This is a genomic window from Burkholderia sp. Bp8986 (genome assembly GCF_003854225.1).
Classification (GTDB): domain Bacteria; phylum Pseudomonadota; class Gammaproteobacteria; order Burkholderiales; family Burkholderiaceae; genus Burkholderia.
In genome coordinates, this window is record NZ_QTQM01000036.1 from 59,619 (window position 1) to 81,152 (window position 21,534).

Annotated in this window: 17 protein-coding genes and 2 riboswitches; of the genes, 11 read left to right on the forward strand and 6 right to left on the reverse strand. The window is 69.4% G+C overall.

The features are described from left to right. Window positions 1–294: 294 nt before the first annotated feature. From DID99_RS26800 to DID99_RS26830, 6 genes are all read right to left on the reverse strand, one after another. Window positions 295–1,206 carry an ABC transporter ATP-binding protein gene (locus DID99_RS26800; protein WP_044848696.1) on the reverse strand — a complete coding sequence of 304 codons (912 nt, stop codon included), beginning with the start codon at window positions 1,204–1,206 and terminating at the stop codon, window positions 295–297. A gap of 45 nt (window positions 1,207–1,251) precedes the next feature. Next, the gene (locus tag DID99_RS26805) at window positions 1,252–2,226 is read right to left on the reverse strand and encodes an ABC transporter permease (RefSeq protein ID WP_044848741.1); all 975 of its coding nucleotides are present in this window, start codon (window positions 2,224–2,226) and stop codon (window positions 1,252–1,254) included. 65 nt (window positions 2,227–2,291) lie between these two features. Continuing rightward, entirely contained in the window at window positions 2,292–4,337 is a 2,046-nt protein-coding gene (atzF, locus tag DID99_RS26815; protein WP_221623061.1) for an allophanate hydrolase, read from the reverse strand. After that, complete coding sequence (gene uca, locus DID99_RS26820) at window positions 4,334–7,924, reverse strand: urea carboxylase (RefSeq protein ID WP_124667827.1); 3,591 nt, start codon at window positions 7,922–7,924, stop codon at window positions 4,334–4,336. Before uca ends, atzF begins: the two co-directional genes overlap by 4 nt. 37 nt (window positions 7,925–7,961) lie before the next feature. Then, on the reverse strand, window positions 7,962–8,618 hold the full coding sequence (locus DID99_RS26825) for an urea amidolyase associated protein UAAP2 (protein ID WP_044848699.1): 657 nt from the start codon (window positions 8,616–8,618) through the stop codon (window positions 7,962–7,964). A gap of 11 nt (window positions 8,619–8,629) precedes the next feature. After that, complete coding sequence (locus DID99_RS26830; protein ID WP_124489568.1) at window positions 8,630–9,385, reverse strand: urea amidolyase associated protein UAAP1; 756 nt, start codon at window positions 9,383–9,385, stop codon at window positions 8,630–8,632. A 57-nt stretch (window positions 9,386–9,442) separates the two neighbouring features. Further along, window positions 9,443–9,576: riboswitch (guanidine-I (ykkC/yxkD leader) on the reverse strand. 457 nt (window positions 9,577–10,033) lie between these two features. Further along, a riboswitch (guanidine-I (ykkC/yxkD leader) is annotated at window positions 10,034–10,155 on the forward strand. 138 nt (window positions 10,156–10,293) lie between these two features. Between DID99_RS26830 and DID99_RS26840 the strand changes: the two genes are divergently transcribed. From DID99_RS26840 to DID99_RS26890, 11 genes are all read left to right on the forward strand, one after another. After that, window positions 10,294–11,316: an ABC transporter substrate-binding protein gene (locus DID99_RS26840; protein WP_124667828.1), complete on the forward strand. Its 1,023-nt coding sequence runs from the start codon at window positions 10,294–10,296 to the stop codon at window positions 11,314–11,316. A 331-nt stretch (window positions 11,317–11,647) separates the two neighbouring features. Continuing rightward, window positions 11,648–13,342, forward strand: a complete 1,695-nt coding sequence (locus tag DID99_RS26845; protein ID WP_124667829.1) for a 5-guanidino-2-oxopentanoate decarboxylase — start codon at window positions 11,648–11,650, stop codon at window positions 13,340–13,342. Next, complete coding sequence (locus DID99_RS26850) at window positions 13,339–14,811, forward strand: aldehyde dehydrogenase family protein (protein WP_124522741.1); 1,473 nt, start codon at window positions 13,339–13,341, stop codon at window positions 14,809–14,811. Before DID99_RS26845 ends, DID99_RS26850 begins: the two co-directional genes overlap by 4 nt. A 148-nt stretch (window positions 14,812–14,959) precedes the next feature. Beyond that, on the forward strand, window positions 14,960–16,057 hold the full coding sequence (locus DID99_RS26855; RefSeq protein ID WP_124523434.1) for a PotD/PotF family extracellular solute-binding protein: 1,098 nt from the start codon (window positions 14,960–14,962) through the stop codon (window positions 16,055–16,057). A 4-nt stretch (window positions 16,058–16,061) separates the two neighbouring features. Further along, a complete protein-coding gene (locus DID99_RS26860; RefSeq protein WP_044848705.1) occupies window positions 16,062–16,988 on the forward strand; it encodes an ABC transporter permease in 927 nt (308 codons plus the stop codon). Continuing rightward, complete coding sequence (locus tag DID99_RS26865; protein ID WP_124667830.1) at window positions 16,985–17,827, forward strand: ABC transporter permease; 843 nt, start codon at window positions 16,985–16,987, stop codon at window positions 17,825–17,827. The genes DID99_RS26860 and DID99_RS26865 overlap by 4 nt, the downstream gene beginning before the upstream one ends. 40 nt (window positions 17,828–17,867) lie before the next feature. Beyond that, window positions 17,868–18,941, forward strand: a complete 1,074-nt coding sequence (locus DID99_RS26870; RefSeq protein WP_124667831.1) for an ABC transporter ATP-binding protein — start codon at window positions 17,868–17,870, stop codon at window positions 18,939–18,941. A gap of 40 nt (window positions 18,942–18,981) precedes the next feature. Continuing rightward, entirely contained in the window at window positions 18,982–19,800 is an 819-nt protein-coding gene (locus tag DID99_RS26875) for a transporter substrate-binding domain-containing protein (protein ID WP_124667832.1), read from the forward strand. A 43-nt stretch (window positions 19,801–19,843) separates the two neighbouring features. Continuing rightward, window positions 19,844–20,608, forward strand: a complete 765-nt coding sequence (locus DID99_RS26880) for an amino acid ABC transporter permease (protein ID WP_124522732.1) — start codon at window positions 19,844–19,846, stop codon at window positions 20,606–20,608. Beyond that, window positions 20,605–21,261, forward strand: coding sequence for an amino acid ABC transporter permease (locus DID99_RS26885; protein WP_124667833.1), 657 nt, complete (start codon window positions 20,605–20,607; stop codon window positions 21,259–21,261). The genes DID99_RS26880 and DID99_RS26885 overlap by 4 nt, the downstream gene beginning before the upstream one ends. A 40-nt stretch (window positions 21,262–21,301) precedes the next feature. Continuing rightward, window positions 21,302–21,534 (forward strand): ATP-binding cassette domain-containing protein (locus DID99_RS26890; RefSeq protein WP_148094683.1); only part of this gene is annotated, 233 nt, incomplete at its 3' end.

Sequence of the window (21,534 nt, forward strand, 5' to 3'; positions counted from 1 at the left end):
TTCCGGGACGAACGCGCGACCTTGATGCGCATATATGTGAATTGAATCTCGCATTTCATGCAAAAACAGAAACAAAAAGACTTGCGCGAATCGCGCCCAACTTCGCCATTACCGAACCACACGTGTAACGGCATTATTTCATCTCGCATTCCACCGCGAGAGATCAAGAAAAAATCCGCAGCAAAACGATTGACGACAAATGTTCGCACTCGTGCGTGGCCGGGATCCCGTCATGCAGCCGCACGGATCACGCCCGGTACGAGATCCCGAGCGCGCACGCGCCCGGCTCCCCCGCTACTCGACATTGTCCGCGACGTCCGTCATCCGGATCATGTGCGGCTTGACGCCTTCGTCGTCCGCGGCCACCGCTTCCTTCGGATGGATCAGCGCTTCGAGCCGCGCCTTCGTTGCAATGAACTCGGGCGTATTGACCTGTGCATAATCGCGCGGCCGTGGCACCGGCACCTCGATCAGTTCCTGCACGCCGCCCGGGTTCGCCTTCAGCACCAGAATCCGGTCCGCCAGGAAGATCGCCTCGTCGAGGTCGTGCGTGATGAACAGGATCGTCACGTCGATATTGCGCCAGATGTCGAGCAGGTGGGTCTGCATCCGCGCACGCGTCTGCGCGTCGAGCGCGCCGAACGGCTCGTCCATCAGCAGGATCCGCGGTCGGTTCGCGAGCGCGCGGGCAATCGCCACGCGCTGCTTCATCCCGCCCGACAACTGGTGCGGATACACGTCGGCGAAACGCGTCAGCCCGACGAGATCGAGCCACTGCAGCGCCTCGCGCTCGGCCTCGCCGCTGCTGCTGCCGTTCATGCGCAGGCCGAACATCACGTTCTTCTTCACGGTGAGCCACGGAAACAGCGTATAGCCCTGGAACACCATCCCGCGGTCGGCGCCCGGCCCCTGCACGGGCTTGCCATCCAGCAGCACCTCGCCGCTCGTCTGCGCGTCGAGCCCCGCGAGGATGCGGATCAACGTCGACTTGCCGCAGCCGGACGGGCCGATCACGCACACGAACTCGCGCCGGTGCGTACGGAAGCTGATGTCGTCGAGCGCGACGCACTCGCCCTGCGGCGTCGCGAAACGCTTGCCGACATGGCGCACGTCGAGAATCACGTCGCGGGTTTTCAGCCGCGCGAAGCGCTCGCGCACCGCGTCGGATTGAATCAGGTAATCGGGAACGGTCTGCGGATTCTGCATGATGCCCTCTGCGAAAATCGGTCGATGGATGCGCGTCGACGGGTGTCACGCCTTCAGCGTGCGATCCCACGGAAACAGCTTGCGGCCGAGCAGCCCGAGCACGATGTCGGTGCCGAGGCCGATGATCCCGATCATCAGGATCGCCGCGTATACGTTGTCGAAATGCTGGTAGCGGGCCTGCTGGCTGATGTACCACGTGATGCCCGAACTCGTGCCGACGAGTTCGGCGACGATCAGGTAGGTCCACGCCCAGCCGAGCAGGATCCGCTGGTCGCGATACAGGTCCGGCAGCACGCCCGGAATCACGACGTGCGTGAGCAGCTTCAGCTTCTTCGTGCCGAGCGTCATCGCGGCCTCGAACAACCCGTATTCGAGCTTGCGCGTCGTGTTCGCGATGATCAGCACCTGCTGGAACAGCGTGCCGATCACGATGATCGCGATCTTCGGCGCGTCGTAGATGCCGAGAATCGCGACCATCAGCGCGCCGAACGCCGGCGCCGGCAGGTAGCGGAAGAACTCCAGGAACGGCTCCTGCAGCCGCGCGAGCGCACTGAAGGTGCCGCAGACGATGCCGAGCGGCACGCCGATCGCGGACGAGATCACGAAGCCCCAGAAGATGATCCGGATGCTGTGCCACAGGCTCTCGTGCAGCCACACGCCGTCGCGCGATGCGGGCGGCGTCGTGAACGCCGTGTAGAACGCGCGCAGCACCTGGTGCGGCGCGGGCAGGTAGACCGGGTTCGCGCGCACGCCTTCGGGCACGGCCGCGTGCGTCGCACGCGCATGCGCGAGCTCGTCGTCGAACACGTCGCGGTCGATCTGCATGCCGGCCTGGAAATAGTCGACGCTCCCGGGATTCGTGATGCGCATCTGCGGATGCCAGACGAACGGCACATAGCTGATCAGGCACCAGACGGCGCACGGCAGCAGGAACGACGCGAGGCCGAGCGTCCATTTGCCGCGCGTCGTCAGTTCGCGGCGCACGGCCAGCCAGCCGGTCGTGTTGCGGGTCATTGACATGGGAATCTCCGTATCGTTGCGGGTGCCGGTCGCGCGCCGCCCAAGGGCCACGCGCGGCCGGGCGTTCATTGCAATGCGCCGCCGGCGGCCTGGGCGCGGTAGGCCCGCCAGCCGCCGAAGCGCGTGATGTCCTGCGCATCGTCGAGCGCCGCGCTTTCGCACAGGAAACCCTGCACCCGCGAGCCGTCCGCGAGCGTCAGCGTGCCGATGCCGAGCGGCGCCGCAATCCCGGCGACGAAGCTGCCGTAGGCATCGACCGGCATCTCCCAGATCTCGACCGCGATCGGCGCGCCGCCGTCCGGCACGCGCACGAGGCCCGGCTTGGCGACGCCGCCGCTGGCCGCCGCGGACAGCGCGTAGAGGCGATAGGCGGCGGCCGTCGTCGTCGCGGCGACGAAACGCGCGCCCCGATCCGTGAGCTGCCCGTTCAGCGGCTCGCCACGCAGATGCGCGCCGACGACGGCCACGCGCACGACACCGGACGACGCGTTGGACGACACGTTGAACGACGCGTTGGACGACACGCCGGACGACACGCCGGACGACACGCCGGACGACACGCCAGACGATGCGCCAAACGACACATCGGACGACACATCGGACGACACATCGGACGACACACCGGACGATGCGCCGGACGCAGGCGCCGCCGGCGCTGACGCCCCGGCATCGCCGACAACCGCATCGCCGACGCCCGCATCGCCGCCCGCGACGGCGCCACCGACCCACGCCTGCGCGAGATCCAGCAGCCGCGCATCGTCGTGCGCGCGGCCGACGAACGTGATCCCGAACGGCAAGCCCGCATGCCGTCCGCTTTCGCACGTGCCGGCCGGCACCGCGATCGCCGACAGGTCGAGCAGGTTGACGAAATTCGTGTAGTAGCCGAAGCGCGAGTTGACGCCGATCGGGTCGGCTTCGAGCGCGTCGACGGTCGCGGTCGTCGCCGAGGTCGGCATCACGATCGCATCGAGCCCGCCCCATGCGCGATCGGCCTCGACGCGCAGCATCGCGAGCCGGTCGAATGCCGCGAACGCATCGGCCGCGCTGAAACGCGACGCACCGCCGACGATCTCGCGGATCACCGGATGCAGCGCATCGGGTTCCCGCGCGGCGAATGCGCCGATCGCGGCGAGCCGCTCGGCCACCCACGGGCCTTCGTACAGCAGCCGCGCAGCGGCCAGGAATGGGCCGAAGTCGATGTCGACGACCCGCGCGCCGGTCGCGCGCAGGCGTTCGAGCGCCACGCCCCACGCCGCGCGATACGATTCGTCGCCGAAGAACTCGAGCTGATCGGCACGCGGCACGCCGAAGCGCAGCTGCGCGAGCGGCCGCCCCGGGTGCGCGCGCAGTCCGTTGGCGCCCGGCAGCGGCTGCCACGCGCGCCCGTACGGATCGCCTTCGGTCACGCCACGCGCGACGTCGAACACGGCCCGCGCATCGGCCGGCGAGTGCGCGAACACCGACACGCAATCGAGCGAGCGGCAGGCCGGCACGACACCGAGCGTACTCACCACGCCGCGGGTCGGCTTGAGCCCGACGAGGCCGTGGAACGCGGCCGGCACGCGCCCGGAGCCGGCCGTGTCGGTGCCGAGCGAGAAGGTCGCGACGCCGAGCGCGACCGCCACCGCCGACCCGGAACTCGACCCGCCCGACGCATAGCGCGGATCGAGCGCATTGCGGCATGCGCCGTAAGGCGAGCGCTGCCCCGAGAGCCCGGTCGCGAACTGGTCGAGATTGGTCTTGCCGACGGGGATCGCGCCGGCCGCGATCAGCCGCTCGACGACGGGCGCGCTGCGTGCGGGCGTGTACGCATAAGCCGGACAGGCCGCCGTCGTCGGGATGCCCGCGAGGTCGATGTTGTCCTTGATCGCGAACGGCACGCCGTACAGCGGCAGCGTCGCGATGTCGCGCCCGACGAGCGCGTCGGCATACCGCGTCATCTCCGCGCGCGACAGCGGCCGGATCCACGCGTGATGCGGGTCGCCCGCGTCCAAATGCGCGGCGATCGCGTCGACGAGCGCATGCGGCGTCAGGTCGCCCGCTTCATAGCGCGCGCGCAGCGCGGCAATCGAGCGCAGCCCGGGCAGGAGGGAGCGTTCCGTCGTGTTCATGCGACCTCCTCGGCAGCGCCCGCCTTCATCACCATCAGCCGCTGGCCGGCCACCACCGCCGCGCCCGGCGCGCAATCGATCGTCTCGATCGTGCCGTCTTCCGTTGCCGTCACCGCCACCTCCATCTTCATCGACTCGACGATCGCGACGACCTGTCCTTCGGTCACGCGCTCGCCGGCTTCGACCAGCACCTTCCACACGCTGCCCGACACGTCCGCGGCAATCGCCCGCTGCGTGTCGTCGAGCACGCCCGCCGCGCGCGCCGCCTGCCCGTCGCCCGGCTCCGCTTCGCCGACGTATTCCGCCTGCCCGGCCGCCCGCCATCGCTCGCGCTCGGCTTCGAACGCGGTTTGCTGCGCGGCCTTGAACGTCGCGATCGAATCCGCCTCGTCGCGCAGGAAGCGGTTGTATGCGCCCAGATCGAACACGGATTCCTCGATCTCGAGCGCCGCACGGCCCGCGATGAAATCCGCGCGCAGTGCGGTCAGCTCGGCTTCGCTGACTTCGTAGAAGCGGATCTCGTCGAAGAAGCGCAGCAGCCAGGGCTTGCCGGTTTCGAATTCGCGCGTGGTGCGGTGGCGGTTCCACATCTGCACGGTCCGGCCGACGAACTGGTAGCCGCCGGGCCCTTCCATCCCGTACACGCACAGATACGCGCCGCCGATGCCGACCGCGTTCTCCGGCGTCCAGGTGCGCGCGGGGTTGTACTTCGTGGTCACCAGCCGGTGCCGCGGATCGATCGGCGTCGCGACCGGCGCGCCGAGATAGACGTCACCGAGCCCCATCACCAGATAGCGCGCGTCGAACACGATGCGCTTGACGTCGTCGATGCTCGCCAGCCCGTTGATGCGCCGGATGAACTCGATATTGCTCGGGCACCACGGCGCATCGGGCCGCACCGACTGCATGTAGCGCTCGATCGCGATGCGCGTCGACGGGTCGTCCCACGACAGCGGCAGATGCACGATGCGGTTCGGCACGCGCATGTCGGCCACGTCGGGCAGTTCGCGCTCGGCTGCCTGCAGATGCGCGAGCAGCGTGGCGAGCGGCAGCGTCCGCGCGTCGAACTGCACCTGCAGCGAACGAATCCCCGGCGTCAGGTCGAGCATGCCGGGCAGCCGGTGCGCGTCGAGCCAGCACATCAGCGCATGCACGCGAAAGCGCAGGTTCAGGTCGAGCACGAGCGGCCCGTATTCGACCAGCACGTTGCGATCGCCGGAGCGCCGGTACACCACGCCGATGCCACCGCCGGCCGCCGGATCGCGATGCAGCACGCAATCGTCCGGCGCGCCGGCGCAAGCCGCAGGCACGACCGCGGCGGCGGCAGGCGCGGGCGACACGCGGGCGCGCACGAACTGCACGGTATCTCCCGGGCGCAACTGCCCGAGCTTCCACAACTCGTCGCGCACGACCGTCACCGGGCACACGAAGCCGCCCAGGCTCGGGCCGTCGGGGCCGAGGATCACCGGCATGTCGCCGGTGAAATCGACCGCACCGATCGCATACGCGTTGTCGTGGATGTTCGACGGATGCAGGCCCGCCTCGCCGCCGTCCACCCGCGCCCATTGCGGCTTCGGGCCGATCAGCCGCACGCCGGTGCGGCTGGAGTTGTAATGGACCGTCCACTGCGTGCCGTAGAGCATCGCGATGTCGTCGGGCGTGAAGAAGTCCGGCGCGCCGTGCGGACCGTCGAGCACGCCGAGCGTCCATGCGTGCGTCAGCGCGGGAACCTCGGTCGCGGCCAGTGTCGCGCCCGCGTCGCCGCGCCCCGCGTCCGCGTGCAGATGCAGCACGTCGCCCTTGCGCAGCGCGCGCCCCGCGTGGCCGCCGAACTGGCCGAGCGTGAAAGTCGCCTTGCTGCCCAGATAGTCGGGCACCTGCAGCCCGCCCTTCACGGCCAGGCAGGCGCGCACGCCCGCGCCGGTCACGCCGCCGAGCTTGAGCACCGCGCCGGGCCGCGCGCGCAGCACCTGCCAGAACGGCGCGGGCTCGCCGTCGAGCGTGGCCGCGAGCGGCGCGCCGCCGAGCACGAACAGCGTCGCCGTGTTGAAGCGCAGCGTCGCGCCGACCATCGTGAATTCCAGCCCGGCCGCGTCGCGCGCGTTACCGAGCAGCGCGTTCGCGAGATCGAACGCGCGATCGTCCATCGGCCCGGACGGCGGCACGCCGACGCTCCAGTAGCCGACGCGCCCCGGGGCCTGCTGCACCGTGGTCTGCACGCCGCCGTCGAGCACGTCGATCGTGTGCGGCGCGAACGCGAAGCGCGACAGGAATGCCGTCGTCGGCGCGCCGCGCGCGAACGTGTCCGAGCCGGCGATCGCGCGCAGGTAGTCGAGGTTGGTCTCGATCCCGTACAGCTCGGTACGCGCGAGCGCGGCCTGCAATGCGGCCAGCGCGTCGCGCCGCGTATCGCCGCGCACGATCAGCTTCGCGAGCAGCGGATCGTAATGCGCGCTGATCTCGGTGCCCGCCTCGATCCAGCCGTCGACGCGCACGTCGTCCGGAAACGCGACGTGCGTGAGCAGGCCGGCGCTCGGCAGGAACTGCTTGTGCGGATCCTCCGCATACAGCCGCACCTGGATGCTCGCGCCGCGCGGCGCGACCGCGAGCGTGTCGAGCGGCGGCAGGTCGCCTTCGGCCTGCAGGATCATCCATTCCACGAGATCGACGCCCGTCACCGCTTCGGTCACGCAATGCTCGACCTGCAGGCGCGTATTCACCTCGAGGAAATAGAACTGGCGCGCGTTCGCGTCGAACACGAATTCGACGGTGCCGGCCGATGCGTAGCCGACCGCGCGGGCGAGCCGCACCGCGCTCGCGTGCAGCGCGTCGCGCTCGGCATCGGTCAGGTCCGGCGCGGGCGTTTCCTCGATCACCTTCTGGTTGCGGCGCTGCACCGAGCAATCGCGTTCGCCGAGCGCGATCGCGCCGCCCCGGCCGTCGCCGAAGATCTGCACTTCGATGTGCCGCGCGTGTTCGACGAACTTCTCGAGATAGACGCCCGCATGCGCGAAGTTCGCGTTGCCGAGCCGCACGACGGATTCGAACGCTGCCTCGAGCTGCGCGGCATCGCGGCAGAGCGACATGCCGATCCCGCCGCCGCCCGCGGTGCTTTTCAGCATCACCGGATAGCCGATCGCGCCGGCTTCGGCGAGCGCCGTCGCCACGTCGTCGAGCAGGCCCGTGCCCGGCAACAGCGCGACGCCCTGTGCGGCGGCGAGCGCGCGCGCGGTGTGCTTGAGGCCGAACGCGCGCATGTGATCGCCGCGCGGGCCGATGAAGCGCAGGCCCGCCGCTTCGCATGCATCGGCGAAGCCCGCATGCTCGGACAGGAAGCCGTAGCCGGGATGCACGGCCTGCGCGCCGGTCTCGCGCGCGGCGGCGAGGATCGCCGCGACGTTCAGGTAGCTGTCGGCGGCCGGCGCCGGCCCGACCCGCACGGCTTCGTCGGCGAGCGCCACGTGACGCGCGTCGCGATCGGCGTCCGAATAGATCGCGACCGACGCGATGCCGAGCCGCTTCAGCGTGCGGATCACGCGGCATGCGATTTCGCCGCGGTTCGCGACGAGGACTTTGGCGAATCTCATGCGGCCTCCCGCGAACGATGGCGAGCGTGGGCGAGGTTCATTCGGCCTCCCAGATCGTGAGGCGCACGGGCGTCGGGTTGTAGCCGTTGCACGGGTTGTTGAGCTGCGGGCAGTTCGAGATCAGCACCGTGACGTCCATCTCCGCGCGCATCTCGACGTACTTGCCGGGCGCGGAAATGCCATCCTCGAACGTGAGCCCGCCGAGCGGCGTGACGGGCACGTTCATGAAGAAGTTGACGTTGCCGACGAGGTCGCGCTTGCCGAGCCGCGCACCCGCGCCGCACGTGCAGTGCGCGATCGCGTTGAGGAAGCTGTCGCGGCAGTTGTGCATGTAGCGCTTGTCGAGCGCATAGCGCACGGTGTTGCTCTCGGCCGCGCACGCGCCACCGAGCGTGTCGTGGCGCCCGCACGTGTCGGCGACGATCGTCACCATCGGGTTGCCCCGGCTGGACAGCAGCACGCTGCCCGCGCTCAGGTACAGGTTGCGCTGCGCGCGAATCGTGTCCTGCGCGCTGTAGCGCTCCTCGGTGTCGTCGGTGCGGTAGAACAACGTGTCGACCGCCTGGTTGCCTTCCAGGTCGAGGATGCGGAAAACCTGGCCGCGTTTCAGGTCGTGCAGCCACGGTTCGCCCGCGTTCAGCGTGGTGTCGTGGATCGCGTCGCGCGGGTCGAGACGGCTTTCGATGATCGGCATGGTCCGGCTCCTTACGCGAACAGGCGGTCGGTGTTGGTGAAGCCGCGCATGTTCTCGGCGCACGCGCGCCGGCACGGGTCGTCCTCGGGCGCGGCGCCGTCCGCCGGATACGCGCGGTACGCGATCAGCTTCACGGGCTTCGGCGCATAGTCGGTACGCGGATCGAGCGGATGCGGCGCGGTCGAGAACGCCGCGAGCGTGTTCATCTCGAAGCGCAGGTCGAGCGCGCTGCCGGCCGGCGAATGTCCGGCGACGAAATCGAGCGTGCCGTCGTCGCGCGTGTCGAGCCGGCTGAAGAAGTTGACGTTCGCGGCGAGATCGCGCGCCGACAGTCCGTATTTCGCGAGCTCGAGCACGAGGCTGTCGCGGCCGTTGCGGATCATCGCGTTGCGATCGGCCTGGTACGAGCTCGTGCCGTACTTGTGCGCGAACAACCGCGCATCGCCGACGCCGCCGAGCGGGTCGTGCCAGCCGAGCGTGTCGGCCGTGATCGACGCGATCACGCGCCCCATGTCCGTGTACAGCGCATGGCCGCGCGTGAGATGCGCCGTGTGCTGCGCCTTCAGCGTATCGGCCATGTTGTAGCGTTCGAGCGGGTCTTCCTGGCGATGAAACACGGCGGACAGGTTCGCGCCGCCGTCGACGTCGACGAGGCGCAGCGCGAGGCCGCGGCGCAGGATACCGGACCAGTGGGTTCCCGCGGGAATCAGCGTTTCCCACACGACGTGCGGCGGCGGGGCAAGGAGGGCTTGGGGGCTCGGCGACATGGCGGCTCCGTGGAGGGTTGGACAAAAGGCGTGAGAGGGCGACCGAACGACATCGCGACCTCCCGGGCTTTTATCCCTCCGTGGAGCCTCGCCGTTTCCTCGAATCGAGGCGAAGGCAAGACCGGATTGCTCTCGGACCAGTCGTCGCGCGGCGCGAACGCCGCACGACCGGAACCCTAGCGATCCTGAAGATGATGCAAATTGCTTCGCACCTCTCGAACGTCAATCTAGCGAGTTGCGTGCCAGCCGCCGTGCAACGACCACACGACGACCGCGCAACGACCGCACGACGCGGCACGACGGCGCGACGACCCGCGGCATGCACGAGTCGGCGGCGACGACGGCTTGCCCTCGCAGCGGGCGTGCGGCGCACCATGCGCATGCGATCGCGCACCGGCGCAGTGCGGATCGCGCGCACCTGCGCCGCGCGTTCGGCAATGGCATGAGCATTGCTGAACGGATGCATCGTCACTCGATATCTCACGCGTCATGAACAAGCTCGACCTGCTCCGGCGCGCATTGAGCGCGCTGTTCTCCGCCCGCTTCATCGAACTTCAGCGCGCCGCGCGGCGCCGTTGAATCGCGTGACCGCGTGCCATTGGCACGCTTCTCGCTCGGCATGACGCCGAGAGGTGCGGCAGCGTCGCATCTTAGGGGTGCTAGGGTTCCGGTTCATCGAACGTCTGGTCCGAGAGCAGCCCGGCGCGGGTGCGTCCGATCGCGAGACCGGACGCACCCGCGCTACACGGCGGGACAAAAGCCCGGGAGATTGGCGATGGCAACGGCCGTCGCGCCTCTCCGTGGCCGCTTCGTTCGTTCCGCATCCGCAGGAACCGGCCACGCGGCCGGACCGCGCACAGGCGCGGTCCGAATCGACGATCCCGATCCCGGTCTCCTGGAGAACAACGATGACCCGTCCCGCCCTGGCGTTCCGCCGCCTGCCGTCCCTCCGTTTCGTCCGTCATGCATTGGGGGCCGCCGTCACGGCCGCCGCGCTGTTGACGGCGCCCGCCGTGCACGCGGCCGCGCCGCTGAAGATCGGCTACAGCGACTGGCCCGGCTGGGTCGCGTTCCAGGTCGCGCTCGACAAGGGCTGGTTCAAGGAAGCCGGCGTCGACGTCGACTTCGAATGGTTCGATTATTCGGCGTCGCTCGACGCGTTTTCCGCGGGCAAGCTCGACGCGGTCGCGGCGACCAACGGCGATGCGCTCGTCACCGGCGCGGCCGGCGCGAAGAACGTGATGATCCTGCTGACCGACTATTCGGCCGGCAACGACATGATCGTCGCGAAGCCGCCGCTGCGCACCGTCGAAGGCCTGAAGGGCAAGAAGGTCGGCGTCGAGCTCGGCCTGGTCGATCACCTGCTGCTCGAAACCGCGCTGCAGAAGCACGGGCTCAAGGACGGCGACGTCACGCTCGTGAATGCGAAAACCAACGAACTGCCGCAGGTGCTCGGCTCGTCGTCCGACATCGCCGCGGTGGCCGCCTGGCAGCCGAACGCGGGCGAGGCGCTGAAGCGCGCACCGGGCGCACGGGCGATCTTCACGTCGGCGGATGCGCCGGGTCTGATCTACGATGCGATCACGGTCGCGCCGGCGAGCCTCGCCGCGCGCCGGGCCGACTGGGCGAAGGTGGTCAAGGTCTGGTACCGCTGCGTCGCGTACATCAACGACCCGAAGACGCAGGCCGACGCGGTCAGGATCATGTCCGCGCGTGTCGGGCTCGCGCCGGAACAATACCTTCCGCTGCTGAAGGGCACGCACCTGCTCGACCAGGCTGCCGCGAAGCGTGCGTTCCGCAAGGGCGACGGGCTCGACTCGATCTATGGCTCGACGCGCAACGCGAATGCGTTCAACGTGCGTAACGCCGTGTACAAACAGTCGCAGGACGTCGACGCGTATATCGATCCGCGCTTCACCGCGCCGCACTGACCGTCGCGGGTTCGCTTGCAGGCCGGGCCGGGCATGCCGGTGACGGGTCCGGCCCACTCAACACGGACATCCGGGCACGCGCGTGCCCGATGGAAATCGAAGCAGCAGGACGCGGGAATCGTGCGCGGGCCGAACGGTTCGCGCGCATGCCGACCGCTCGCCGCGGCAAGCGTCGGGCCGTCGGCAAGCCTCGACGCCGCCATGCACGGCGCTCATGCGCTGCATGAAAACTAATCGATTGTTGGCAGCGCCGATCGACCCCGACAATCCGCTTCATGCCCGTTGCTTGCGGTACGGGCCACTCCCCCTCCCAATCGGCACGTCACGATCCATGAACCATCCCGCCCCTGTCTCCTGCATTGCCGAGGCCTGCGCGGCCACGGCGGCACCGTTCCATTCACGCCCCCGCACCTGCGGCGAAGCGCTCGTCGACTTCCTCGAACGCCAGGGTGTCGAATGCGTGTTCGGCATTCCCGGCGTGCATACCGTCGAGCTCTATCGCGGCCTCGCCGCATCGTCGATCCGTCATGTGACGCCGCGCCACGAACAGGGGGCCGGATTCATGGCCGACGGCTATGCCCGCGTCACCGGCCGGCCGGGCGTCTGCTTCATCATCACCGGGCCGGGGATGACCAATATCGCGACCGCGATGGCACAGGCCTACGCGGACTCGATTCCGATGCTGGTGATCTCGAGCGTCAACGCGCGGCGCGAACTCGGCAGCGGCGACGGCCGCCTGCACGAGTTGCCGTCGCAGCGCGACGTGTTCGCGGGGCTCACCGCGTTCTCGCACACGCTGCTCGACGCGGCCGACCTGCCGCAGGTCCTCGCGCGCGCCTTCGCGGTGTTCGAAAGCGCGCGTCCGCGCCCCGTGCATATCGAGATCCCGCTCGACGTGATCGTGATGCCGGCGCCCGCGCTGCCCGCCACGCCGCTCGCGCTGCCCGCGCGCCCCGCGCCGGACGCGAACGCGCTCGCGGCAGCCGCCGACCTGCTCGCGCAGGCCCGGCGGCCGCTGATCCTGGCCGGCGGCGGCACGATCCACGCCGCGACGGAACTGCGCGAACTCGCCGAACGCCTGCACGCGCCCGTCGCGCTGACGATCAACGCGAAGGGCCTGCTGCCGGCCGGCCACCCGTTGCTGATCGGCTCCACCCAGTCGCTGCCGGCCACGCGCGCGGCGATCCGCGAGGCCGACGTGGTGCTCGCGGTCGGCACCGAACTCGGCGAAACCGATTACGACGTCACGTTCGACGGCGGCTTCGCGATCGACGGCCGGCTGATCCGCATCGACATCGACGCGCAACAGCTGATGCGCAATGCGCGCGCCGAAATCGCCATCGCCGGCGATGCGCGGCTGGCGCTCGGCGCGCTGTCGACCCGCCTGCACGAACGGCCGGCGCCGGCACCCGAGCCCGGCTGGGGCGCGCCGCGGGTGGCCGCCGTGCGCGCCGCGATCGCGGCCGGCCACGACGGCGCCGCGCGTGCCCAGGCACGGCTGATCGACACCATCGTCACCGCGCTGCCCGGCGCGATCATCGCCGGCGATTCGACGAGCCCCGTCTACGTCGGCAATTTCACGCACGATGCGCCGGCACCGCGCAGCTGGTTCAACTCGTCGACCGGCTACGGCACGCTCGGCTACGGGCTGCCCGCCTCGATCGGCGCAAAGCTCGCCGCGCCTGCGCGGCCCGTGGTGTGCCTGATCGGCGACGGCGGCCTGCAGTTCACGCTGCCGGAGCTCGCGAGCGCGGTCGAGGCTCGCGTGCCGGTGATCGTGATCGTCTGGAACAACCGCGGCTACGGCGAGATCCGCAAATACATGGTCGAGCGCGACATCACGCCGGTCGGCGTCGATCCGTATACGCCCGATTTCCAGACGCTCGCACGCGGCTTCGGCTGCGCGGCGCAGGCGGCCGCGACGCCCGACGCGCTGGCCGACGCGCTGCGCGATGCGACGGCACGTCCGATGTCGACCGTGATCGAAATCGACGAGGCAACCTGGTTCGAACAGGTGCGGCGATGAGCACGACACCGGATCTCGCGTTCGATCCGCCGCTGCACACGCGCCACTTCATCGACGGCACGTGGCGCACGAGCGTCGGCGGCGCGACGCTGCCCGTCGTCGACCCGTCGACGGAAATGGTCATCGCCGACGTCAGCGCGGGCGGCGAGGCAGACGTCGAGCATGCCGTGCAAGCCGCCTCGCGCGCGTTTCGCGACTGGAAACGCACGACCGGCGCCACACGCGCGGCGCTGCTGCGTGCCATCGCGCGCGGCGTCGACGCACGGCGCACGCGGCTCGCGACACTGCAGTCGCTCAACAACGGCAAGCCGTTCGCCGAAGCCGAGATCGACGTCGCCGACGTGATCGCCACCTTCGACTACTACGCGGGCCTCGCGGATACCCTCGACACCGACGGCGAAACCGAGATCGCGCTGCCCGGCGGCGACCATCGCGCGTGGATCCGGCGCGAACCGGCCGGCGTCGCCGCGCTGATCGTGCCGTGGAATTTCCCGATGGTCACGACCGCGTGGAAGCTCGCGCCCGCGCTCGCCGCCGGCTGCACCGTCGTGCTGAAGCCGTCCGAGATCACGCCGCTGCCCGAGCTCGAACTCGCCGCGATCGTCGCCGAAGCGGGCCTGCCGCCCGGCGTGCTGAACGTCGTGACGGGCACCGGCCACGAGGTCGGTGCCCGGCTGTGCGCGCATCCGCTCGTCGCGAAGGTGTCGTTTACCGGCAGCACGGCAGTCGGCGCGCAGGTCATGAAGACGGCCGCGGACACGATCAAGGGCGTCGGTCTCGAACTCGGCGGCAAATCGTCGATCGTCGTGTTCGACGACGCCGACCTCGATCACGCGGTCGAACTGATCGCGGGCGGCGGCCTGTTCAACGCCGGGCAGATGTGCTCGGCGACCTCGCGCGTGCTCGTGGCCGCCCCGCTCGCCGACGACCTGATCGCGCGCCTCGCGCAACGGATCGAGACGACCGTCGTCGGCCCGCCGTTCGCACCCGGCGTGCAGATGGGCCCGTTGACGAACCGCGCGCAATACGAACGCGTGAAGCGCCACATCGCACAGGGCCGCGCCGACGGCGCGCGGCTCGTGACGGGCGGCGACGCGCTCGCCGGCCCCGGCTACTTCATCCGCCCCGCGCTGTTCGCCGACGTGCCGGCCGGCTGCGCGCTATGGCGCGACGAAATTTTCGGGCCGGTGCTGTGCGTGCGCGCATTCGACGCCGAGGACGACGCGATCGCGGCCGCCAACGATACCGAATACGGGCTCGTCGCAACCGTCGTCACGCGCGACGCGGCGCGCGGCAGGCGGGTCGCCAATGCGCTCGAGGCGGGCGTCGTGTGGATCAACACGCCGCAACTGATCTATCCGCAAACCTCATGGGGCGGCTACAAGCGCAGCAGCGTCGGGCGCGAGCTCGGCCCGTTCGGGCTGGCCGCCTTCCAGGAGATCAAGCAGGTCATGACGGCGGCCCGCTGAGGCCGGCGACCCATGCGTTTATGTCATGGCGCGCATGCGGATATTTCGTTTGTTGCGGAAATTTGACCTCCCTACAGTTCATCCACACCCGCGCCGCCCTTCGGCGACCGGCATCGAACCACACGGCATCGTTCATCAGGAGACGGCCATGCAACACTTCAAGGCGGGCAGAAGGCAGGTGATCAAAACCCTCGGCACGGCACTCGCCGCATCCGCCATTCCGATGCCGTTCATCAGGACTGCGAAGGCTCAGTCGGGCAGCTTCGCGGGCAAGACGCTGCGCCTGCTCACCTGGTCCGACGATACCGGCGCGGCCGCGCTGCGCAACATCGCGGAAACCTTCAGCAAGCAGACAGGCGCGCGCGTGATCGCCGATCGCGCGGACGGCACGTCGGGGATGGTCGCGAAGGTCAAGGCCGCGGGCGAGCGGCCGACCTACGACGTCATCACGCTCGCGGGCGTCGGCGCGGCCGGCCTCGCCGACGCCGGCCTGCTCGCGAAGCCCGACCTGAACCGGCTGCCGAACCTGAAGGACGTCGCGCCGCAATACCGCACGGGCGCGAACGGCTTCGGCATCGGCTACCTGCTGTGGTCGGACGGGCTGATCTACAACACGGCGACCGTGAAGAGCGCGCCGTCGAGCTACGAGGCACTGTGGGATCCGAAGTATGCGGGGCGGCTGTTCCTGCCGCCGCCGGAGTGGGCCGAAGCGGTCGACCTCGCGATCATCGCCGCGAAGCTGGCCGGCGGCTCGCAGCAGAACATCGATCCGGGGTTCCGGAAGCTCGCGCAGCTCAAGGATCGCGTGATGACCCTCGGCGAGAACCCGAACCAGGTCGCCGACCTGTTCCGCACCGGCTCGCTCGACATCGGCGGCATCTATTCGCCGGCGTTCTTCCCGGACCAGATCCGCAAGCCCGACTACAAGATGGGCGTGACCTACGGAATGAAGGAAGGCTTCGCGACGCAACTGATGTTCACGGTGATCCCGAAGGCGCATCCGGGCGACCTCGACCTGATCCACGCGTTCATCAACCATTCGCTCGACGCGGGCGTGCAGGGCCGGATGGCGGCCGACGTGCTGAACGGGCCCGTGAACGGCAAGGCCGTGATTCCCGCGGAAAGCCGCGCGTTCGTGCCGTCGCCGCAGCAGATCGCGGAGAAGGCCGTGCTGCACGACGACAAGGCGCTCGCCGTCGTCCAGCCGGCGTGGATCAAGCGCTACACGGGCCTCTTCGCGGCGTAACGACATGGCCTCCCTGTCCTCCCCCCGCGACGCGGCGCCGGCCGCCGGCACACCGGCCGGCGCCGGCTCGGACGCCGGGCCCGCGCTGGCCGGCGTGCCGCCGTGGCTGCTGCTCGCGCCGATCCTCGCGTTCCTCGCGGTGCTCGCCGCCGCGACGCTCACCGTGTTGCGCATGAGCGTCGGCGTATCCGGCGACGAATGGCGGACCTTCACGCTGCAGAATTACGCCGATCTCGCGGACCCGTACTTCACGAAATCGCTGTGGCTCACGCTGCGCCTCGCGTTCCAGAGCATGGTGTGCGCGGTGCTGCTCGCGATCCCGGTCGCGCTCGCGATGGCGCGCACCGAATCGCGGCTCGCGCGCCGGCTGATGCTCGCCGGCGTCTTGCTGCCGCTGCTCGTGAACCTGCTGCTGCAAGGTTATGGCTGGCTCGTGATGCTCGGCCCGGCGGGATTGCTCAATCGCGCGCTGCTGGCCTCGGGCGTCGTCGACCGGCCGCTGCAACTGCTGTACCGCGAGCACGGCGTGCTGCTCGGGCTGATCCAGACCGCGTTCCCGCTCGCCGTGCTGCCACTGTCGAGCGCGCTGCGCGCGGTGTCCCGCGCATACGACGAAGCCGCCGCGACGCTCGGCGCGAGCCGCTGGCAGACGCTGCGGCACGTGACGCTGCCGCTCGCGATGCCCGGCCTCGTCGCCGGCGCGCTGCTCGTGTTCGCATACAACGCCAGCGCATTCGCGGTGCCGCTGCTGCTCGGCGGCCGACGCGTGCCGATGCTCGCGGTGCTCGTGCACGACCAGGTCGCGCCGCTGCTCAACTGGCCCGCCGCGTCGGCATCGGGCGTCGTGCTGATGGCCGCGACGCTCGTCGTGATGGCGGTGTCCCAGCGCCTCGTGCGCACCCTGCAACGTGCCGGCGAGGTGAGCCGATGAATACCCTGCTCTTGCGTACGCCCCTGCCCGGCCGCCTCGGTCGCGCGACGGGCACGCTCGCGACGCTCGTGCTGTTGCTCGCCGCACTGCCGATCCTGACGATGATCACGATGTCGTTCGGCGCATCGGGCACGCTCGAATTCCCGCCGCGCGAGTTCAGCCTGCACTGGTATCGCGCCGCCTGGCAGACGTTCGTGTCGTCCGATGCGGGCAGCGCGCAGTCGATGGGCGCCGCGTTGACGACCAGCCTCGTCGTCGCGGTCGCGACGATGCTGATCGCGACCGCCGTGTCGGTGCCCGCGGCCTACGCGCTGTCGCGCTGCCGCTTCCGCGGCAAGGCGCTCGTCGAGCAGCTCGTCGCGTTGCCGATCGTCTATCCGCTCGTGATGCTCGGCCTCGCGCTGCTGATCGTGTTCAACGCGCTGCCGGTAGAGCTCGGCATCGTGCGGCTCGTGGTCGCGCACGTGATCCTGACGCTGCCGTTCACCGTGAAGAACTGCGCGGCCTCGGTTGCGTCGATCGGCCCCGACTTCGAGGAAGCCGCGTGCGTGATGGGCGCGAGCCCGTGGCGCGCGCTCGTCGACGTCGTGCTGCCGCTGATGCGGCCCGGGATTCTCGCCGGGATGCTGTTCGCGTTCATCGTGTCGTTCAACGAATTCACGGTGACGTTCTTCCTGTACGGCATCGACACGATGACCCTGCCGGTCTGGCTCTACAGCCGCACCGTGTCGTCGCTCGACCCGACCGTGTTCTGCTTCGCCGTGTTCACGGTCGCGATCGACTTCGCGCTGATCTGGATGCTCGAAAAACTCGTCGGCGACAAGGGCGTCGCGCTCTGATGCGCGCACGGCCCCGCCCTCGACCATGCAAGGAACCGTCATGACCCAGCTCATCCTCCAGAACGTGACCAAGCGCTTCCATCAGGCGTATGCGGTCGATCACGTCGACCTGTCGGTGCCGGACGGCAAGCTCGTCTGCTTTCTCGGCCCGTCCGGCTGCGGCAAGACCACGCTGATGCGGATCATCGCCGGCCTCGACACGCCGACCTCCGGCACGGTGACGTTCGCCGGCCGCGACCTCACGCACGTGCCCGCCAACCGGCGCGACTTCGGCATGGTGTTCCAGTCGCTCGCGCTGTTTCCGCACATGACGGTCGCGCAGAACATCGCGTACCCGCTGCGGCTGCGCAAGACGGACCGGGCCGCGCAGGCGCGGCGCGTCGCCGAGCTGCTGGAGCTGATCCAGCTGCCGCACACGGCCGACCGGCTCGTCACGCAGCTGTCGGGCGGGCAGCGCCAGCGCGTCGCGATCGCGCGCGCGATCGCGTCGTCGCCGCGCCTGCTGCTGCTCGACGAGCCGCTGTCGGCGCTCGACGCGAAGCTGCGCGAGGCGATGCAGGTCGAGATCCGGCTGCTCCAGCAACGGCTCGGCATCACGACGATCATGGTCACGCACGACCAGCGCGAAGCGATGACGATGGCCGACGAGATCGTCGTGATGGAGAAAGGCCGCATCCAGCAGGTCGGCCGGCCGCTCGACATCTATCGCGACCCGGTCAACGAATTCGTCGCCGACTTCATCGGCCTCGGCAACATCCTGCCGGTCGCGCGCGACGGCGACGACGCGATCGTCCTGCCGGGCGGACAGCGCCTCTCGATCGGGCGCGCGCCCGACACGCCACGCGCGCCCGACGCCGTGCGCCTGCTGATTCGCCCCGAGGACGTATGCGTGCGGCCGGGCGCGACGGCGTCGGGCGCGCCGAACACGCTCGCCGGCACGATCACGTTCGTGCGCGACGTCGGCGCGTCGATCGAGGCGACCATCGATTGCCGCGGCTTCACGCTGACGGCCGCGACCACGCCGCGCGAGACACCCGACCTGCACGTCGGCATGCCGGTTGCCGCCGAACTGCCGGCACACGCATGCAAGCTGATCGCCGCACGCGGCGTCTGATTTTCCTTTCGTTCCCCAACGCAGCAACAAGGATCCCGCCATGAACGCATCGACCCAAGCCAACCGCCTCGTGCGACGCCTGCTCGCCCGCACCGCCCTCCTCTGCGCCTGCGCCGCCGGCGTGGCCGCCGTCACCCCGCTCGCGCACGCCGACGCGCTCGACACGATCGCCAAATCGGGCGTCGTGCGCATCGGCGTGTTCGAGGACTACCCGCCGTTCGGTTCGATCGGCCCCGACATGAAGCCGCAGGGCTACGACATCGACATGGCGAACCTGATCGGCAAGGCGCTCAACGCGAAGGTCGAACTCGTGCAGGTCACCGGCGACAACCGGATGGCGTATCTCGCCGACCGCAAGACCGACATGCTGCTGTCGGTCGGACAGACGCCGGAGCGCGCGAAGGTGATCGACTTCTCGAACGCGTATGCGCCGTACTACCTCGCGGTATTCGGCCCGAAGTCGCTCGCCGTGAAGGGCAACGCCGATCTCGCCGGCAAATCGGTCGCGGTCGCGCGCGGCACGCTCGAGGACCTGAGCATCAGCAAGGTCGCGCCGCCGAGCGCGACGATCAAGCGCTTCGACGACCCGAACGGTGCGATCGCGGCGTTCCTGTCGGGACAGGCGCAACTGCTGGTGGTGGGCAACGACGTGGGCGCCACGATCATCGCGCGTCATCCGTCGATCGATCCGGAACAGAAGTTCTCGCTGTTCAGCTCGCCCGACCACGTCGGCCTGAACAAGAACGAGCCGCGCCTGATGCAGAAGGTCAACGACGCGATCGCCGGCGCAAAGAAGAACGGCACGCTGAACACCCTGTCGCAGAAGTGGCTGCACGCTGCCCTGCCGGCCGATCTGTGATGCGCAGCGCCTTCGCCCCGCACGCTCGACCCAAGGCATCGCGATGAGCTACGTGTTCGACTTCAGCGATTTCGGTCTCTACGCCGGCATGCTCGCGCGCGGCGTCGGCGTGACGCTCGCCCTGACCGCGGCCGCGACCGTGCTCGGTGGCCTGCTCGGCACCGGCGGCGCGTGGATCGCGCTCGCCGGCCCGCGTTGGGCGCGCGCGCTCGTCGCGTCCTACGTCGAGCTGATCCGCAATACGCCGTTCCTGGTCCAGTTGTTCTTCATCTTCTTCGGGCTGCCCGCGCTCGGCGTACACCTCGACGAAGCGCAGGCGGCCGTGCTCGCGATGACGGTCAACCTGGGTGCCTATGCGGTCGAGATCCTGCGCGCCGGGATCGAATCGGTGCCGCACGGGCAAGTGCAGGCCGCGCGGGCGCTCGGGCTGCACGGCCGGCAGGTGTTCGGCCACGTCGTGCTGCCGCAGGCGCTCGCGAACGTGTACCCCGCGCTGCTCGGGCAGGTCTTGATCGTGATGCTCGGCTCGGCGGTCGTGTCGCAGATCTCGGTGCCCGACCTGACCTACGCGGCCAACTTCATCCAGTCGCGCAACTTCCGCGCGTTCGAGATCTACATCGTCGTGACCGCGATCTACCTGCTGCTGTCGATCGCGCTGCGCATGCTGCTCAATCGCGTCGGCCGGCGGCTGTTCGCCGGCCGCACGCGCCACGGCGCGGCTGCCGCACCGCGGCGCACGCGGGTTGCCCGCTTCACGTGGCGCGCCCGCTCCCCTGAAACCCACCTGCCGACGGAACGTGCGCGATGATCGAATTCACCTTCCAGGACATTGCATGGAACCTGCTGCTCGCCGCGCGCTGGACCGTGCTGCTGTCGCTGATCACGTTCGCCGGCGGCGGCCTCGCCGGGTGCGCGCTGCTGGCGATGCGCATCTCGCCCGTGCCGGCGCTGCGCCGCTTCGTGATCCTGTACATCGAACTGTTCCAGGGCACGCCGTTGCTGATGCAACTGTTCCTCGGCTTCTTCGGATTGCCGCTGGTCGGCATCGACGTGACGCCGTGGGTCGCGGCGTCGGTCGTGCTGACGCTGAACGCCAGCGCCTGTCTGGCCGACATCTGGCGCGGCTGCGTCGACGCGGTCCCGCACGGCCAGTGGCACGCGGCGGCCAGCCTCGGCATGACGTGGACCCAGCGGCTGCGCTACGTGGTATGGCCGCAGGCGTGGAAGATCGCGCTCGCCCCGACCGTCGGTTTCCTCGTGCAGGCGGTGAAGAGCACCGCGCTCACGTCGATCATCGGGCTGACCGAACTGACCAAGACCGGCAACATCATCACCAACGCGGTATTCAAGCCGTTTCCGATCTATGCGATGGTCGCGCTGCTGTACTTCGCGATGTGCTTCCCGCTGACGTGGTATGCGCGTGCGCTCGAGCGCCGCTATCGCGTCGCGAAGGCGCGCTGAACCGGCGCCGCGCGCGCCTCATTACGATGCAGGGACTTTCATGATTTCCATCAGCAACGTTTCCAAGTGGTACGGCCAGTTTCAGGTCCTCGCCGAGTGCACGACCGAAGTGAAGAAAGGCGAGGTGGTGGTCGTGTGCGGCCCATCCGGCTCGGGCAAGTCGACGCTGATCAAGACCGTGAACGGCCTCGAGCCTTTCCAGCAGGGCGAGATCCTCGTGAACGGCCAGTCGGTCGGCGACAGGAAGACGAACCTGTCGACGCTGCGCTCGAA